The following is a 17,500-nucleotide window of genomic DNA, read 5'->3' as shown; positions in this document are numbered from 1 at the left end:
CCTTGGAAGCGGCAACACTCGCATCCCAAATCCTCCGAGAAGAATCCATCGTTTTTTAATCAATAACCCCGAAAGATTGAGAATCCTAAAAATCTGAATGACGAAACCGGAATTCGTTCTTAAAATGCCTCCAAACAGATGAAAAAAATATCGTTATTTTATATTTTTCTAATTTTCTTATTCATCTTGTCTTTGGGCTTTATTCTTCAGACCGGACAAAATCTGGAACCGGAAAAGGAGAATTTTCACTCTTCCCAAATTTCACCGGAAAAAAGTACAAAGGCAAAAAATCATTCCGCAAAGTCCGTTTCTTTAAGGCCGGATTTTTTAGACGTGGAAGCAATGGGCAAAATTTTCTCCGGTCACCTGAGACAGCCGATTTCAAGACTTCTTCTTCAATTGATCATAATCATGCTTTCCGCCCGATTCTTCGGCAAACTCGCGACAATTTTAGGACAACCTTCCGTGATAGGAGAAATTCTAGCCGGAATCCTTCTCGGTCCCTCTTTGCTCGGTCTGGTATTTCCCGAAGGATTTCAACTTTTATTTCCCAAAGAGTCCTTATCCACTCTTCAAATCTTAAGTCAACTCGGACTTCTGCTCTTTATGTTCGTAATCGGTATGGAATTGGATCTTAAAATTTTAAAGAACCAAGCCGAGTCCGCAGTAATCATCTCTCATTCGAGCATTATGTTTCCGTTCCTTTTAGGAGCGGGTCTTGCATATTTCATCTACGTTCCGTTGGCGCCGGAAGGAGTGGATTTCATCGCGTTCTGCCTTTTTATGGGAATCGGTATGAGCATCACTGCCTTTCCGGTACTTGCGAGAATCATTCTGGAAAAAGGTTTAACCAAAACAGCGTTAGGAAGTCTTGCACTCACCGCAGCCGCGGCCGACGATGTGACCGCTTGGTGTATACTAGCGATCGTCGTCACGATCGTAAACGCCGGTTCCTTTTCCTCGGGAATTCTCATGATCGTCATGTCTCTAACGTACATGTTCGTAATGTGGAAAGGAATCCTTCCTCTGATGAGAAGAGCCGGAAACTTGTACACTACCAAAGAATCGATGACAAAAACAATCACCGCGCTCTTCTTTTTATTCATCTTCTTCTCGGCTTGGATCACGGAAGCAATTGGAATTCACGCGCTCTTCGGCGCATTTCTAGCCGGAGTTGTGATGCCCGATAAAAAAGAACTCAGAGACAATCTGGTGGAAAAGATTGAAGACTTCAGTCTTACCGTTTTGCTTCCTCTTTTTTTCGCATTTACGGGACTTAGGACAAAATTCGGTCTTCTATCAAGCTCGGGTCTTTGGCCGGTTTTTTTCCTCATCCTTTTCGTAGCCGTCTTAGGAAAGTTAGGCGGAAGTTCGATCGCATCGCGTATGTCCGGTAAAAATTGGAAAGATTCCCTTTCAATCGGTATTCTCATGAATACCCGAGGTCTGATGGAGTTGATCGTTTTGAACATCGGTTACGACTTAGGAGTTTTATCCGAAGAGATTTTTTCGATGATGGTTTTGATGGCTCTTGCCACAACGATTATGACCGGTCCCGGACTCAAACTCGTGGAATTCCTTTTTACAAAGGAAAGTTTCACCGCAAAATCAGCGACCAGCAGCAGCAGTAGCACGGGAATACTCATCTCTTTCGCGCAACATTCGAGAGGTTTGGAACTATTAAAGATCGCTTATGGACTTTTCCCCGAGAAAAAAAAGAGAGAGAAGTAACCGCCGTTCATTTATCTCCGGATTCTAATATTTCCGAATCTCACGCCGAAAAATACGAATCTTCAAGTTTCACTCCTCTCAAAGAACTTTCCAGGGATTTGAATATACGCCTCCAAACGATCTACAAAACCTCCACGAACATCACGAAAGACATTATTCGAATCGTGAACGAAGGAAATTATAAACTTCTCTTAATCGGTGCAGCCCGTTCCTTCTTTTCGGATGATATCCTAGGCGGAAAAATTCGGACGATTCTGAACGAAACGGATTGTAACGTGGGAATTCTATTTTCTTCCCAATTGGAGAACGTGAAAAACATTCACATCCTCTTCGGCAAAGAAAAAGATCTCGGACTTCTTCACATCTCCAAAAGGCTTGCGGACAACTACAATTCCAAACTTTCAATCGTGGATTTGAACGGCTCCGTAGATCAAATTCCTTCCCGGATCAAACAGAATCTCAAAAAAGAAAAAGTGAAAATACTGACTCCGGGAAACGACTCATTGGATTGGAAAAAGTTCGATCTTATTCTTTGTGATTTAGACATCTGGGAAAATCATCCCGAATTCAGAGTGAACGAGCTTCCGAAAGGTGGGGGACTTCTCCTAATCCGGTCCACGGACGACTTTCTAACCGAAATATAATCTTTCCATGAAGAAGACGTGTTGAAACGAACTTCTCATTTCAATCAGTTTTCTTCGTGATAGATTTTAATTGCCTCTTTGAGCACGCTAAGACCGATCGACAGAGAATCCTCGTCTATGTCGAATTTGGAACTATGATGCGGATAAACGAATCCTTTCTCTTCGCTTCTAGAACCCACAAAAAAATAACATCCCGGAACCTTCATAAGAAATGCGGAGAAATCTTCTCCTCCCATAGATTTCGTGTTTTCTTCCGTTACACTTCCCGGGCCGAGAACGTTTAACGAAGCTTTACGCACTATGTTCGCCATTCCGGAATCGTTGATCGTGGGCTGATTCGTTCTTTCGTAGCGGATGGAAACTTTTGCACCAAGTGCGGACGCGATTCCTCCAACCACTCTTTCCAATTTTTCGGGAACTTCCTCGAACATCTTTTTGGAATACGTTCTCACGGTTCCTTTTAATTCCGCGGTTTCCGGGATCACGTTAAACGCGTTTCCCGCATGAAAACTTCCGACAGTTACCACACAAGAATCAAGCGGATCCGTATTTCTAGAAACGATAGTCTGTAACGCGTTTACGATCTGAGCTCCGACTACAATCGGATCCACAGTGTGCTGAGGCATGGCCCCATGACCGCTGATTCCGGAGACGATGATCGTGAACTCATCTACGGCGGCCATCATCGGTCCGTCTACGACTCCTACTTTTCCCACCGGAATATGATTCCAAACATGCAAAGCCAAGGCAGCATCTACGTTATACTTCTCTAATATACCTTCTTCGATCATTTTGTCCGCGCCCTGTCCGCCTTCCTCCGCGGGCTGGAACACGAGTAAAACCTTTCCTTTGGGGAGAATGGATCCGATATCCTCTTTGATTTCAGTCGCAAGTCCCATGAGAATCGAAGTATGAGCGTCGTGACCGCAAGCGTGCATGATCCCGTCTCGAACGGATTTGTATTCCTTTCGAGATTCCTCGAAGATAGGTAAGGCGTCCATATCCGCTCGTACGAGAAGTGTTTTTCCGGGTTTGCCGGAATCAATCAAAGATACGACTCCGGTTTTTGCGATTTTATCCTGAAAAGAAAGACCTAAACTCTTCAAATGATCGATTACATAACTCGCGGTTTGATTTTCCTCGTATCTGAGTTCCGGATGTTTGTGGATTTGCCTTCTGTAGCGTATGAGTTCTTCGGTTCGATCCGTAGTCACTGTAAGTTTCATTCGAACTATTTTACTCTCCTAAATCGTTTTGGGAAAGAATTTTAGATTTCGCTTAAAAACGTTCAAGGCCGAAAAAGCGCGTCTTCATCTCGTAAAACGGTCTTCTTTATCGTAGAGACACAAGGTTATCTCATTTCTGTAAGGTTCGACACAAAGTGAAAGTTTTAAATCACTCTCGAATATTCCGAAAGTTCCCGTTTCCAGACCTGAGTGCCGCAATAGTGATCTCCTTCGGGACAATAGGGTTTGACCTCGCCCTGAAGACGAATCCAACAAGGCGCCTTGATCCATTTGGCGATTTGAGGATGGACCTTCATCACGTCCGAGAGTTCTTCCACGGAGGCTTGGAAGATTTCCTCCTGGGCGTTGTAGCAGGTTCTGGACCTCCATTTGTGATGAAGGTTGAGAAGATCTCCGCTTTCGTAAAAGCGAATCGGAAAGCTGTTCGGTAAAAGATAAGTACCGTATTCCGGAGAACCTCCCGCATCCAAAAAGCGATTTAATTTTTCGAAGATCTGTTTGTGAGTCGCGTCGTATTTTTCTTTGAGTTCCGGATACTTTTGGACCACGAGAGGAGTTATGTAATCGGGAACGCCCGCATACTGAGACATGAGAACCGGTCTTCCGCCGGGAACCATTCTATGTCTTTGATCCTGACTATCGGCTGTGTGAGAAATTCTTTTTTGAAAAGAGTATTGAACGTTAAAAAGCGCTCTCGTGATCGGGCTCATGGAACTTTCGTTCAGAGTGGAAGTAAGGTGTCCGTTTTTTGCGGGATTTAAGACCAGATCAATCGCATCCTGATCGCCGAGAAAGGATTTAGGAATTCCTAATATAGAACGAACGGATTGTGCCAAAATCTCGGGACCGTTGGAAGAATAGGAAACAAGTCTGGAATATCTCTCTCCGAGTTCTTGATCGAATTCTTTTACGAAGTTCGCCGAGACTTCCGGATGAAATTCTCTTTTGCCGGAACCGAATACGGAATCGAAGTAACGATACTCGGTCGTTTCTTCGAGAGGAATCGGATCGTCCATCTCGCCCGCATACAAAGGATCGACCGCTCGAACTTGATCGACCATGTCGGTGACCACGGCTCTTTGTTCCCGTGGAACGTCGTAGGAATTCATCAGCCTGTAGTAACGATGTAGAGTGAGTCCGTTGATGGAATGATAGAGATAGGTATAAGTTCCGAGAGGTAGCAGATAACGCGCAACTTCCAAACATTTTTTTTGATCGGAACCTGCCACTTGTCAGGATAATTGGCACGAGCTTTGTAGATCTGAAAGTATTCTTCTTGGATAAAAGGATGTAGGATTTCCGTGTAGGAAAAGTAAGCCTGACTTGCAAAGTCTACCGCGTCCAGATAAAGTTCTAAAAGTTTTCCATTTAACTCGGAGGGAACGTAGTAATTCTCCTTTTTAACTTCCACATATCTCTGGGAAACTTGTTCAGAATTATAAAACGGATGAGAATGCAGAAAAGACCACACGAATTGTCTAGAAACCTTGTCCAGAGTGAAGATAAATTGAGGATGCTGACGAGTGGTAAGGTGCCCTGCCTTTTTCGTGGACTTAGCGACTTTATCCCGGATTTCAATAGATTTTTCCGACGCAATCATATCGGAAGGGAGAAGAATTCCTTTCGAAGAATAACAGGTCCTTGCCGTAGCGATGGAAAGATTGAACGGATCCTTGCTATGATCCAAAAGTGAAACGATCGGTTTTTGGGCTGACATCGGAGTCTCCGGGAGGGGCTTTGACTATGTCCCTATTTCACTATCCTGAGAGGTGAAATTTCACCGAAAACTCTTTTTTGGAGGATCGAGATTCAAAAGACTAGGATCGTTTTAAATAAACCGGAAGATAGTGTTGTTTATATAGACTCAAGTGTTTTAGTTAAAAAATACTTCGAAGAATCTGGTTCGGAAACGGTTCAGACAATCTAGAAAATAGATATTTGACAATCTCTCCAGTTGGATATTCTAAAATCTCACTTATCCCTACATAATAGAGTGTCCAAAATTCTGCGTCTAAACGGGGATCTGCGCTAAAATTGGCGGTACTCCTTTACGTAGAGATCAGTAGCAACGATTTATAAAAAACAAAAAGCTGATAGATTTTCAGATAAGATTAAATTGAATATCGTAAAACAATTTCAAAATTTCCTTAAGATAAGAGGAAGCGGAAATACTGGTTGACGAATCGATGATTCATAAAAGAATTCCTCCATGAAATCTGCGATTTTGATCATTCTGTTTTTTTCTTTTTTACAATGTGTAACCTACCGCGATTTTCCGCAAAACTATATCGGCAAAGGACCTAAATCAAAGTCTTCGGACACCGTATTGTATTATAAAATTTATAACGGAACGATCGTAGGAGGATCGAATCGTCTTAACGATGTGATACAATTCGATTCTCCCTTTTCGCAAACTATGAAATCCGATGCCACGCCGGAAAAAGGATTGTATTTAAAAGTTACGATCGAACAGAAATTACCGAATATAGCCTCGTTGATTTTCGGATATATTTCATTTGCAACTCTTACGATCCTTCCCGTTTGGAGTAATGAGGACGGTTCAAATGTATTATTCCAAATCTATCGGGACGGGCAATTTTTAAAATCGTATGAATATAGAGTAAGAAGGTCAGGTTTTGTTTGGATTTTTATGGCTCCGTTTGCATGGGTAAACGCTTTTACTTACAGCGAATCCGAGGCTTTTGAAGCAGTCGCTTTTAAATTCTTTGAGGACGCCGCTCTTGATTTGTCAAATAAAAAATAGATATTCTATTTCAATCATTCGAATGAGTTTATAAATATCTCATATAATAAACTGATTCATTTGTCCGATTGTATTCATAATGGAAAAGATTTCAAGTGGATTGGGCTTTTTGGCGGATTCTATTGGAAAGAGGATTCTTATCTCCGATGAAAAAGAGGATTTGTTTCATTCTTTTTTTCGTTTTTTACAACCCTCTTTTCCCTAATTCCCTATTGAATAAAATATTTCCCGCGTCTTTGAACGCCCAGGAACGAATTAGAATCAATGAAGTTTTTGAATATATTTCCGATCTAAAACCCGCGACGCTCGCGATTGATCCTAAATTTTATACGGAGAAATCTCGGTTTCATCAACTTTTCGGATTTCCGTTTTCAGGAGCATCTCTTGAAATATGGTTAAGACGTCGAATTACCGATTTCAAAATAGGAGCTTCTTCCGAGTTTTATATAGCCAATTATAGCAACGGTATCATTTATTTGAATCGCCGATTCTTTGAACTTTCAAAATTAGAACAGGTTGTAATCTTAATTCACGAAGCAAGACATGCCGATGGCGCCGAATTTCAACACATTCAATGCCCGTCCGATTTTCCGTATTTAAGTACGCGCTCCCCGGAAACAAGATTGGAAGGAATGGCGGCCTGCGACGATCGTAAGGACGGAGCCTACGGTTTTGGAGCCGCATTCCTTTTTGAAATTTATTCTTTCGGACTGTTTGACGAAAACACAATGAAAGAAGTATTAGGAATGTATAATTCGGAAATTGTCAGAATTATTAAGGAAACAAAAGATTGAATGTGGAACTTTAAAAAAACGGCTTTATACGTTTTCATTCTATTGCCATTCCTTTCTTGTGCAAAAAAAGAATCCTTTCGCAAATTAGAAAGACCCGGAAAAGATAAGGGGATCCTTTATGTTATACGACCGATTCAACCTACGTTAGCGGCTTGGTCTTACGATTTCCGTTTAGAAAAATACAAAGGGCATTTTAAAACGAAAGGGGAAAATCAATTCATATCCAGATTTCGCCTTTCCAATGGGGAATATTTTACCCAAGAGTTGGAAGAAGGATTTTATTTGTTGAGTATTCCTTCCAAAACAGGGGTTGAAAAAATTCTTAGAATTGAAAAGGGAAAAAGAATTTTTTTTCGGTTTGTTATTTTTAACGAGAAAGAGATATCTATTCCGGATTTTTTTATTAAAGATATTACCGAGACAGAGGCGTTAGACGATCTTCTTGAAAGCGAGCATTTAAAAAAATCCTTCAGAGAATAATATTTTTGTTAAAACAATAATCAAAGGATTTTTACTCGTGTCGGCCTGTTTTTTGAAACGGAAAGGCGCCATCCGGCAAAAACCTTGAGGAAATTCTTCCTCAAGGTTTAAAAAATCCCCTTTATTTAAAAAGCGGATTCTAATCAGATTTTACAGCTATTCTTTAACTCAATGTCTTTTCCGACTTCGATTTCGAGGTTAGAAAGCATTATGCTCGGGTTTTTAATAGCGGCAGTTGTGAAAATTTTAGAGAAATTTTCTTTAGCTACTTCTTTGAATCTTTTAGAACCGTTAGAGCATCCAAAAAGTGTGGCTAAACTAGAAAGTTTTTCACCCTTTCCCATAGCAATTTCTTGTTCGAGACTTTCATAGTTCATATGAACAAAGATTTCCTTTGCTTTATCATTGTTCACGATTCCATCCGAACTACAATTGGAAGTGCCGGAAGTAATTCCGGAAGTTTGATTGTAAGAGGTTCCGTTGGTAGTAGCCGCGAAAATTTGTACGAAACCATTGTCTTTAATGATTAAAGATCCTAAGCCGCATCCCGCCATTCCATATTCAGGTTTTGCGGAAAGGTTAGAAGCCATTACCATAAAGAGAGCCAGTGTAATAACGAATAATTTCTTCATATTTTTTAGATCTCCTGATTATAAAGTGCAGTTTTTTGAAAGGGATGGTTCGCCTTTCACTTCGGATTTAACCGCTGAAAGTAAAAGTGAAGGGGTCGTGTCTTGTTTGATCAAAGAAGAATATTTTTCCTTCGTCAATTTGCCAAAACGAGAAACCGAACCCGCGTCGCATCCGAGTAGCTTTGCAAAGGATTCAAGCTTTTCACCTTTTCCCATTGCCATTTCCTGCTCCAAACTCTCATAGTTTACGGCCACGAACATTTCTTGAGCTTTTTCCAATTTTACGATACCGTCTGCGGTACAATTGGAAGTTCCGGAGGTAATTCCAAACGTTTGATTACCGGAACTTCCGTTGGTAGTAGCCGCGAAAACTTGCACGAATCCTTTGCCGCTAATCAAAACGGAGCCTAAGCCGCAACCTGCCACGCCATAACCCTTTGCCTCGGCATGATTGGTTATCAGACCGGCTCCGGCCAAAATCGCAAAGCTCAAGACAGTCGAAACTATTCTTTTCTTCATAATTTATCCTCCTATGGAAAAATCAGAGTAGAAGTTCATTCAAAAATACCTTGAGTCAATACATTTTTGACAAAATTATTTATTTTTCGAATACGTTTTTTGTATTTGATTTTTATAAGTATTTCGTTTAACAAATAAACGGCGGTAGAGTGAGACGATGGTATTTTATAAATCCGGTTCGAGTGAAATTTTATTTTGGTCTTTGAATATTAGTATTTCTTAAATCTCTGGTATGGAAAGAAGTATCGAAACCCGTCAAGCGCCAACAAAAGCAAGGCGCTTAGTACCCAACTTGAGCGCCTTCACTTTCTAGAGTCATTTTAGAGAACTAGAAGGAAAAAAGTCCGGGTTTCCATTTACTTTCAATGGATTGAGTTCTGATTTTCCAACGAGGTTGTCCAGAAAAGAAAGAAAATTTTTAGATTCCTTGGATGCGCCGAGGTTCATCCAATTGACATGGCCCCCTCCTCTTACTTCCCAGAACCATTTCGGTTCTCCGGCCAAACCAAAGAGTTCGATTCCGTTTTGATACGATACAATTTCGTCTTCAGTCCCGTGGATCACAAGGAGGGGAACGGGAGAAAGGGCGGAAATCGTTTCGCTCGGACTTAGGGAATCACTCATAAAAATTCCGGCGATCCAATCTATCGGGAAAAATAAAACCTTTCGTACAATTTGTTTGAATACTTTTCGATAACTTGCAAACGTTCCATCCGCTACTACGAGCACAATTCCGGATTTGTCCTTTAATTCGGAAGTCGCCCTCAAAGCGATCGCTCCCCCTAGGCTTTGACCATAGATGATCATGGGAATATTTCTATTTTTAGAATATTCCAATTCTTTTATAATAAAATCTACGGCGTCTCTGTGGACGGTTTCTCTTTCCGGAATTCCGGTGGAATCCAGATAACCTCTGTAATCCAACGTTACCAATTCGTAACCGTAATTTACCATCCATACAAGACTCGTAAAATGGCTGGTTCTGTTTTCTCCGTTTCCGTGGAATTGAAGGACCACTCCTTTCGGTTTTGAATCCTTTGGAAATATTCTCCAATATCGGATCGACTCTCCGTCAAAAGCCTTAAAGGTTTCCTCTTTGTATTGAAAGCCGAAGATATCCGGACTCCAATACTTTTGATGATTAGGTTGATAGAATAAAGAAGCGCACGATTCCAAATAAATAAATAGAACGGAAAATAAGATCGTTTTAGAAAAACAATGCAACGGAAAGTTGGGCTTCTTCATAATACTTTTGTAATTTTCCTTCTATTCGTATTTCGGAATTTTGAGACGGACTAAATCGAATTCCCGGACTCACTTTATAATCGTCTTTGTAACCGTAAATCGAGAATGCGAAATACTGGGCCGAGATTCCAAATTTCCAGTTTCCATAAGAACAACCCGTAAAAAGCGCTGCTTGAGGAGCGACGAGCATTCCTTCCTGATAATATCCGTTTCCTCTACCTTTTCCACCCAATTGAAAAGAGAAAGTCCATAAAAGCGAATTTCCCAAATTTACGTTGGAGAAGGTATAACCTCCGGTTGCGTCTAAGTTGAAGTTCGTAACTCGATAAACCTTTTCGTAATTCTCTTTCGTTTTTTGATATACGGATTGAATCAACAGCGGATCCGTTCCGGATTCGAAAGCGAATAGATACGGTAATGTTTTTTGGAAGGAGAAGTCTCGTTTAATGACGGAGGAATCCGCTCCGAGATCCACAAAAAACGAAACCGGAGTCGAAATCGGAGTAACCGGAGAAAGAGATAAAATTTTAAAAAAACTAAATTCTTCCACTGTCGGATTATTTTGAAAATCGTATTTTCGGATTACGATCGGAAAGTATTCGATCGTAGAAAAAGGTACAAATCCTTTATCGTTATTTAGAAAATCATGATATGCGGCGCGAACCGCAAATTCCGAATAACCACCTAACGTGGATTCTCCTCGGCTTATTTTTGCCCTTCCGCTTCCGTGTCCGCTCTCGGGAGGATCTATCATCGGCTTTTGTTCGGCTAACGGTGGAAAATTAATTTTACTTCGTTCCAACAAAACGTTCCTGTATCTCTGTTCTTCTTCCGGAGTATAGTTTTTGAGAGACTTTTGATAACGATTGGCGTCTAAAATCGTATCTAACATATAAGCCTGTCTTTGACTATCCCGTGATTCAAGCAGATCCTTAAGTTCCAGTTTTCCTTTTAGATATTGAAAGACTCCTTGTTTTTCTTCTTTTTCCAGATAAAACAATTTTTGATTCATCTTAGAATTGAGTGAAGGGCGATAGGATTTTTTACGAACCAGACCTTGTTCCAATATTAACTTAACCGTATCTGCAGGGATCGTATATAAATTGAATTGATCTCTTAATTTCAGCTCGGGGTTGCCGATTTCCAATAAGGACAAAAGTTGATAGGAGCAGTTTTCATCGAAGAAAAAATAATCAAAGTAAGTTCCGCCTAATTCCCAAATATGCGATGTGATACGTTTTGATTCTTCCTCGTTAAGATTGAGTTCGTATTCCCAGAGATCCCTGCTTTCCATATCGTTGTATTCGTTAATTTTATAATAATATGGAAATATACTAAATACGCCCGGATATCCGCCCGTAACACCCTTGATCGTATATACGAGAGCGGAATCGTCCGGAGAATTGTTGGCGGCAAAGTTTATAGCATAGTCTAAAATTTCGGATTTGGAAGATTCGCCGGATCCGATCTTCAATAGATTGTGACCGAATAAGGACGCCGGATTATTTAGATAAAAAGAAGCAAAGATAAGTTTGATCGAAGTGGGACTTAGCGCCCCGATCCAATTTTTGTATCGATCACAATTTAATTTCGGCAAAAGGTTTCGATCGAAATTCAACTGAGAGTCCAACCAACGAAAACGTTCCGGATATTTACATATAGGATGCAGTTTCGTTTCTTCGATTTCTTCCGGAAAGGGTTCTCTGAAAAAAGAAGAGATGGTTTCGATCAGTTCTTCTTTCGGGTCGGTCTTTCCGTTTGGAGATAAAAAAAACTCGTTTCCATCCGCCTCGCTCTTTGCTTTTCCGAAGAAAATCGGATTTTTATAATGGAGCAGAAGTCTCCAATAACGAGCGGAATCTAAATTCTTACTCAATGCAATTTCCTGATACGAACGAATCGGGTTTTTCTCCTCCGAAAAAACCGCGTTCGAAATTAAGACAAACGCGATTATAAATATTGGAATTAGTTTCAAAAGCGCACTTGAAATATCCCGAATTTTTAAACGAAAGATATTTCCGAACTTCCTTCGGATCGAATTTTTCCGGAAAGAATCAAAACCCCGGTTATTTTTAGTGCGGATTCTTGTTTGGGCTTTGGAATTCTTTAGGTTCAATGAAATTATAAAAAGTTAACATGTCGTTTTATTTTCCGATTAGTTTAGAAATGAGAGACTCTATGTCAATTGTTTTTCAACGCAAGGATATTTGGAAAGTGATTCAAGATCGCTTTTGGAAATTTAGGATTTAAAATTCGATTCGTTACAAAATTGAAAAGATATCAGAGTTTATCTCGAAAACTTTTACCCGTTTTTACGAGATCGTTATGTTCCGCATTCGGACAATTTGCGAGAAGATTCCGTAATTTACGATTAAAGAATTATATTTTTTGAATATAACTTTTTTCTTCTGTTTTGGATAATCTACTTCTTTTTTCCCTTCTTCGATTTCAAAGATTTTTTCTTCGGTTCTACGTTCTCTTTCGAAGTATCTTCTTCCGTGAACACTTCCCGGATTTCCGAATGAGTATGAACTTCCAGCCACTCGCTGTTATCGTGAGCGAAACTATGACCTTGGTTCCCGAAAGTGCGTTTTTCCAAGAGTCTGCGTTTTGCGGACTTTCTTCTTTCCTGGCTTTCGTATAGATTCAAAAGATATTCCATCACGATCGGAAGAAGGACACGAGAGAAAACCGTGGCGACGATGACTCCGAAGATTACTACCGTCGCAAGAGGTCTCTGTACTTCCGCGCCTGCCATCGTGGAAATCGCCATCGGAATAAAACCGACCGCGGCTATAATTTCCGTGGTCATTACGGGACGAAGAGAATGAACCCCCGCAAGATAAACCGCATCCGAGATGGATGCTCCCTTTTCCAACTCTTCCCGAAGGGTGGAGGCGTAAACGACCCCGTTTAAAACGGCGATCCCGCTCACCGCAATAAACCCGACTCCGGCTGGAATACTAAAAGGAAGACCTCGGATTACAAGACCGATGATTCCGCCTGAAACCGCAAGAGGAACCACGATAAAGACGCCTAACGCGTAATAGATGCTCCCGAACGCCGCGATCAGCATAAAAAATATGATCGCAAGAGCGATCGGAACGACCAAGGCCAGTCTTTCTTTCGCTCGAGTAAAGTTTTCGAACTGACCTCCCCAATCGGTTCTGTAACCCGGAGGAAGATTCTTTTCGATTTCCTCGGTAACTTTTTGAGCTTCGTTGACAAATCCCACGAGATCCCTTCCTCGAATGTTGGTTTCCACCATGATTCTTCTTTTAAGAGATTCCCTATAAATCGCGGCGGGGCCTTCCACGAGTTTGATCTCCGCAACCTGACCGAGAGGAACCGTGGACCCGGAAGAAGTAAAGACGGGAATGTTTTCCACTTGTTCCAAATCGGTCGCGTCGATTTTCAAACGAACCACAAGGTCGAACCTTTTAAAACCTTCGAATACTTTTCCGGTTTGTCTGCCTAATCGTAGCGCTTCCACGGTTGCAAGAATTTCTTCGGCTTGAACTCCATAACGCGCCATGTTTTCCCGATCGACCTTGATCTCTACAATCGGAAGACCTAAGACCCTTTGAACACGTAGGTCCGCAACTCCCGAAACACTCTTGAGTTTGTTTGCGAATTGACCCGCGATGTCCTTGAGTTTTACGAGATCGTCTCCGTAGATTTTGATCACAACATCGGCCTTCGATCCGGAAAGAAGCGCGTTGACTCTGTTTTCAATCGGCTGAGACAAGCTGATCGTACTGGAAGGAATGAACTTTAAGATCTCGTCCTTCATCTTGCTCATCAGTTCTTCCCTGTTGTCCGCGCTCGTCCATTCTTTGCGAAACTTCAATTTCACCATTGCCTCGCCTTCGTCGGTACCAATCGGTTCCGCCGCGGATTCTCCTCGACCCATTTTGGAAACCACGCTGACTGTTTCCGGAAACTTTTTTAAGACGGCTTCCATATCGGAGTTCGTGTCCCTGGAATAATTGAGAGAGGTAGAAGGAAGACGTTTGATATCGATCGCGATTTCTCCCTCGTCGATTCTAGGTAAAAATTCTGAACCCAAGGTAGAAGCCAAGAGCAACGCAAATACAACGACGCCGACACCCGCATAACAAAATTCTTTTTTGCGGGACATTCCAAAATCGAGGAGAAGTTTGTATTTTTCCGTGATGACGTCCCAATACTTACTGTGGAAAAAAACCGGATTCTTAAAGATAATACTCGCCGCCGCGGGAAAGGTAGTCAGGGAGAATAGAAGAGCAGCGCCGAGCGCAAGCGCTACGGTAATCGCCATCGGTTTGAACATCCTTCCTTCCACACCTTCCAAACTCATCAGTGGAAGATAAACGAGCAGAATGATCGCGACCGAAAACGTGGCCGCACGACCCACGCGCACGCAGGCGTCCGTGATGATTTCCTCGGCGGCAAGTTCCCTGTCCCCCAGTTTTGTCTGCATCTCGTAAAAAGAACGTTTTAAGATAAAACCGTGAAGAATCGATTCGAGCATAACGATCGTTCCGTCCACAAGAAGACCGAAGTCGAGAGCGCCGAGGGACATCAGGTTCCCCACGATTCCGAACGCGTTCATAAAAATCGTGGCGACGAGCATCGGAATCGGAATCGCTAAAGAGACGAGTAACGCGCCCTTCACGGTCCCGAGAGCGAGGATCAATACGATTACGACGAGCGCCGCTGCTTCGGCGAGATTCGTAAAGATGGTGCCTAACGTTCTTCCGATAAACTCGGAACGGTCGTAAAAGGTTTCGATCCTCATTCCGGGAGGAAGTCTTTCTTTGATTTCTTCGATTCTTACTTTGACCTTCTTTACGACTTCAAGAGAGTTCTGACCCATGAGCATCATGGCAGTAGCGCCGACCACTTCTCCCTTGGAATCCTTGGTCACGACACCGAAACGAAGAGCCGGTCCGATTTCCACTTCCGCGATCTGGCCCAACAAAAGTGGAATTCCATCGCCAGCGGTCGTAACCGCCGTATTTTTTATATCTTCGATGGATTTGTACTGACTTTCGCCTCGGATCACGATCTGTTCCGAGTTCTTGGAGATGTAACCGCCTCCCGTGTTTTGATTCGCGGATTCCAGTTTTCTGTAAATTTGAGAAAGAGTGAGATTGTGAACCGCGAGTCTTTTCGGATCAATCTTAACTTGATACTGACGAACTTGACCGCCGATGATGTTCACATCGATGATCCCTTCCACGGACTTAACTTCGCGGGAGAGTTCCCAATCCATATAGGTTCTTAGTTCCTCCGGAGAATGCCGATCCGATGTGAGAACGAATTCGTAAATATCGCCGAGACCGGTCGCGATCGGAGAGAGTTCGGGTCTTCCGTAACCCGGAGGAATGATCGCTTCCGCTTGTTTGATTCTCTCATTTACGAGTTGTCTCGCAAAGTAGATATCCGTACCGTCTTTGAAAACGACTGTGACCGAACTCACCCCGGCTCTGGAGATGGAACGAATTTCGGTGACATTGGGAAGACCGGTAAATTCCATCTCGATCGGATACGTAATGAACTGTTCCACTTCGAGAGGAGAAAGAGCGGGAGAAGAAGTAACCGCGGAAACCTGAACGTTGGTCACGTCTGGGATCGCGTCGATCGAAAGATAGTACGCGTTGTAAATCCCCACAAGGGTAATCATGAAGGTCAGCACCAGAACCAAGGCTCTGTTTTTAATCGAAGCTCGGATCAGTTTATCAATCATGATTGCGCGTCTCTAAAAAAGAGGATATGGACAAGAAAGCCGTTCTAGGTTGAAGTTGAAAGGTTTTTTTAAAGAACGTGAATTCGACTTTAGAGAGCGAGACAGCCAAAAGCCGCGAAGCGAGAAACTCAATGTTGGCTCTTCGCAAAGCGAAGATAAACGATCCACAGATTAGAAGCTATCTCAAAAATACTTTATCTTCGTTTAAAACGCCGATTACAATTATTCTAAGATATTTTTGAGATAGCTTCTAGTATGATTCTTGGACGTAAGACAGTTCAAAGTGTGCTACTCTTGATTCGACGGAGTCAAGAAGGCCGGTGGAGTAACTCAAGGCATCTCACTCCCTGAATTGCGCCCCTTAGGAAGCAATTCACAGTATTCAAGTAAAGTTTAATGGAACTCAGCAGAACGCTCTCCATCATAACCAACCCCAGAAGTTAAGAAGTTTGGGATAATAAGGATCAAAAGCTGATATTTTTCAAGTGTTCCGACGTGTTAGTGATTAGGGGTTAGATTTTAGTGGATAGAACTTTACATACAATAAAATGCAAGTGTTCCGACGTATTACTGATCCCTATAAAAATGAGTACCTAAATACCAGCTTGTCTCCAATAACTATCAAAACTGATTGTATTTGATTTCAATATACCTAAAGTAGATTTAGTTCTTTGAATCAATTGGCTAAGATTCTCCGGACAAAAATTAGCCATATAGTTTTTCTTCCAACGACACCAGATATATTCTTGCGGATTTAACTCCGAAGCATAAGGAGGCAAAAAATTCTACTCGAAGCCTTTTCTCATTTGCTTTTAAAAATTCATTCATTGCTTTGCTTTTATGAGCAGATAGATTATCCCAAACTATTAAAATCTTTTTGCGATTTTCCTTTAGAAGTATACTTTAAAAAATAAATAAGGTCCTGGCTTTTAACAGAGCCTGTTATGATCTGAAAGTGGAAATCTTTTTTAGAAATAGCACCGATTACTGATAACTTTTTCCAAGACATCTTGTGACGAAGGATCGGTGTCTTTCCGATTAAGCTCCAAGTTTTTATCGTATATGGATTCTGGCTGATTCCGCTTTCATCTAAAAATATGACCTTAAACCCTTCATTCTCTGCTTTTTTTTATACCGGGCCAAGTTTTCGTTTTCCAAGTTTCGATTGCCTTTTCATCTCTTTCCAACGCTCTTCTTTTAGGTTTTTGATACGAAAATCCTAATTGATGTAAGAAGAATTCCTACGTAATCTTGATGATACGTTACTCCGAATTCTTTTCGTATGATTTCTGATACACGATACGTTGACCAAAGTTCATTCGGATAACCGTTACTGATCGGACCTTTCAAGATGATTCTTTTAATTCTTTCTTCTCTGAAATGGTCAATTTGGTCGGTCGACCTCGTCGACCATTCCATTTTACTCCTTCGATTCCTTCCTTTTCATATCTTTCTCGCCAACGCATTACCGATTGCTTACTTACTCCAAGCTTTTTTGATACTCCGTAACACGTGCAGCCCTTCTTCAAGAGAGCAATTCCCTACAACCTACGTTTTCCAAACGTTTTAACTTTTCCCTTTCTAAGTTTTGCATTATGACAATGGGATATTATTGTTATATTTTTGGTACTCTTTTTTGTTAGGGATCAGTAATAGGTGTTTATACGACATTCAGAGATTAATAGTTAGGCGCCATTTTAAAAATTCATAGAG

At 41.6% G+C, this 17,500-nt stretch carries 10 protein-coding genes and 3 pseudogenes (1 of these 13 cut by a window edge); 5 read left to right on the top strand and 8 right to left on the bottom strand.

Going from position 1 to position 17,500, the window contains the following annotated elements; genetic code table 11:
- Positions 1-59: the end of a penicillin-binding transpeptidase domain-containing protein gene (locus LEP1GSC062_RS11340; protein WP_010577869.1), read on the top strand. The gene continues 787 nt to the left of window position 1, outside the view; only the last 59 of its 846 coding nucleotides appear in the window; the start codon falls outside the window, past its left edge; it ends in the stop codon at positions 57-59.
- A 79-nt stretch (positions 60-138) separates the two neighbouring features.
- Positions 139-2,375 (top strand): annotated as a pseudogene (locus LEP1GSC062_RS11335) (cation:proton antiporter).
- A 44-nt stretch (positions 2,376-2,419) separates the two neighbouring features.
- Here LEP1GSC062_RS11335 and LEP1GSC062_RS11330 read toward each other — a convergent pair.
- On the bottom strand, positions 2,420-3,601 hold the full coding sequence (locus LEP1GSC062_RS11330; protein WP_010577867.1) for an amidohydrolase: 1,182 nt from the start codon (positions 3,599-3,601) through the stop codon (positions 2,420-2,422).
- A gap of 164 nt (positions 3,602-3,765) precedes the next feature.
- A pseudogene (locus LEP1GSC062_RS25310) lies at positions 3,766-5,339 on the bottom strand (FAD-dependent thymidylate synthase).
- 492 nt (positions 5,340-5,831) lie between these two features.
- Between LEP1GSC062_RS25310 and LEP1GSC062_RS11320 the strand changes: the two are divergent.
- The 3 genes from LEP1GSC062_RS11320 (at position 5,832) to LEP1GSC062_RS11310 (ending at position 7,660) form a co-directional block, all read left to right on the top strand.
- A complete protein-coding gene (locus LEP1GSC062_RS11320; protein WP_020984317.1) occupies positions 5,832-6,386 on the top strand; it encodes an LIC12231 family lipoprotein in 555 nt (184 codons plus the stop codon).
- Positions 6,387-6,532: 146 nt separating this feature from the next.
- Entirely contained in the window at positions 6,533-7,180 is a 648-nt protein-coding gene (locus LEP1GSC062_RS11315) for a hypothetical protein (protein WP_039941894.1), read from the top strand.
- Positions 7,181-7,660 (top strand): hypothetical protein, encoded by a 480-nt coding sequence (locus LEP1GSC062_RS11310; RefSeq protein WP_020984337.1) that lies wholly within the window; start codon positions 7,181-7,183, stop codon positions 7,658-7,660.
- Between the two features lie 143 nt (positions 7,661-7,803).
- On the opposite strand, the gene LEP1GSC062_RS11305 is transcribed toward LEP1GSC062_RS11310, so the two are convergent.
- The 6 genes and pseudogenes from LEP1GSC062_RS11305 to LEP1GSC062_RS25870 all read right to left on the bottom strand — a co-directional run bounded on the left by LEP1GSC062_RS11305 (position 7,804) and on the right by LEP1GSC062_RS25870 (position 17,381).
- Positions 7,804-8,292: a DUF3015 domain-containing protein gene (locus LEP1GSC062_RS11305; RefSeq protein WP_010577863.1), complete on the bottom strand. Its 489-nt coding sequence runs from the start codon at positions 8,290-8,292 to the stop codon at positions 7,804-7,806.
- Positions 8,293-8,310: 18 nt separating this feature from the next.
- Positions 8,311-8,811, bottom strand: a complete 501-nt coding sequence (locus tag LEP1GSC062_RS11300; RefSeq protein ID WP_010577862.1) for a DUF3015 domain-containing protein — start codon at positions 8,809-8,811, stop codon at positions 8,311-8,313.
- A 315-nt stretch (positions 8,812-9,126) separates the two neighbouring features.
- Entirely contained in the window at positions 9,127-10,056 is a 930-nt protein-coding gene (locus tag LEP1GSC062_RS11295; RefSeq protein WP_039941879.1) for an alpha/beta hydrolase, read from the bottom strand.
- Positions 10,019-12,031 (bottom strand): Lnb N-terminal periplasmic domain-containing protein, encoded by a 2,013-nt coding sequence (locus LEP1GSC062_RS11290; protein WP_020984306.1) that lies wholly within the window; start codon positions 12,029-12,031, stop codon positions 10,019-10,021. Before LEP1GSC062_RS11290 ends, LEP1GSC062_RS11295 begins: the two co-directional genes overlap by 38 nt.
- A 447-nt stretch (positions 12,032-12,478) precedes the next feature.
- Positions 12,479-15,787 (bottom strand): efflux RND transporter permease subunit, encoded by a 3,309-nt coding sequence (locus LEP1GSC062_RS11285; protein ID WP_020984301.1) that lies wholly within the window; start codon positions 15,785-15,787, stop codon positions 12,479-12,481.
- 593 nt (positions 15,788-16,380) lie between these two features.
- Positions 16,381-17,381: pseudogene (locus tag LEP1GSC062_RS25870) on the bottom strand (IS630 family transposase).
- Positions 17,382-17,500 lie beyond the last annotated feature (119 nt).

The sequence above is a fragment of the Leptospira alexanderi serovar Manhao 3 str. L 60 genome, from assembly GCF_000243815.2.
Classification (GTDB): domain Bacteria; phylum Spirochaetota; class Leptospiria; order Leptospirales; family Leptospiraceae; genus Leptospira; species Leptospira alexanderi.
This window is presented reverse-complemented; position numbering and strand designations above follow the sequence as displayed.

What these genes read in the sequence shown, in the direction of transcription:
- LEP1GSC062_RS11330 (WP_010577867.1), bottom strand. Translation starts at nt 3,601, where the DNA reads ATGAAACTTACAGTGACTACGGATCGAACCGAAGAACTCATACGCTAC.
- LEP1GSC062_RS11320 (WP_020984317.1), top strand. Translation starts at nt 5,832, where the DNA reads ATGAAATCTGCGATTTTGATCATTCTGTTTTTTTCTTTTTTACAATGT.
- LEP1GSC062_RS11315 (WP_039941894.1), top strand. Translation starts at nt 6,533, where the DNA reads ATGAAAAAGAGGATTTGTTTCATTCTTTTTTTCGTTTTTTACAACCCT.
- LEP1GSC062_RS11310 (WP_020984337.1), top strand. Translation starts at nt 7,181, where the DNA reads ATGTGGAACTTTAAAAAAACGGCTTTATACGTTTTCATTCTATTGCCA.
- LEP1GSC062_RS11305 (WP_010577863.1), bottom strand. Translation starts at nt 8,292, where the DNA reads ATGAAGAAATTATTCGTTATTACACTGGCTCTCTTTATGGTAATGGCT.
- LEP1GSC062_RS11300 (WP_010577862.1), bottom strand. Translation starts at nt 8,811, where the DNA reads ATGAAGAAAAGAATAGTTTCGACTGTCTTGAGCTTTGCGATTTTGGCC.
- LEP1GSC062_RS11295 (WP_039941879.1), bottom strand. Translation starts at nt 10,056, where the DNA reads ATGAAGAAGCCCAACTTTCCGTTGCATTGTTTTTCTAAAACGATCTTA.
- LEP1GSC062_RS11285 (WP_020984301.1), bottom strand. Translation starts at nt 15,787, where the DNA reads ATGATTGATAAACTGATCCGAGCTTCGATTAAAAACAGAGCCTTGGTT.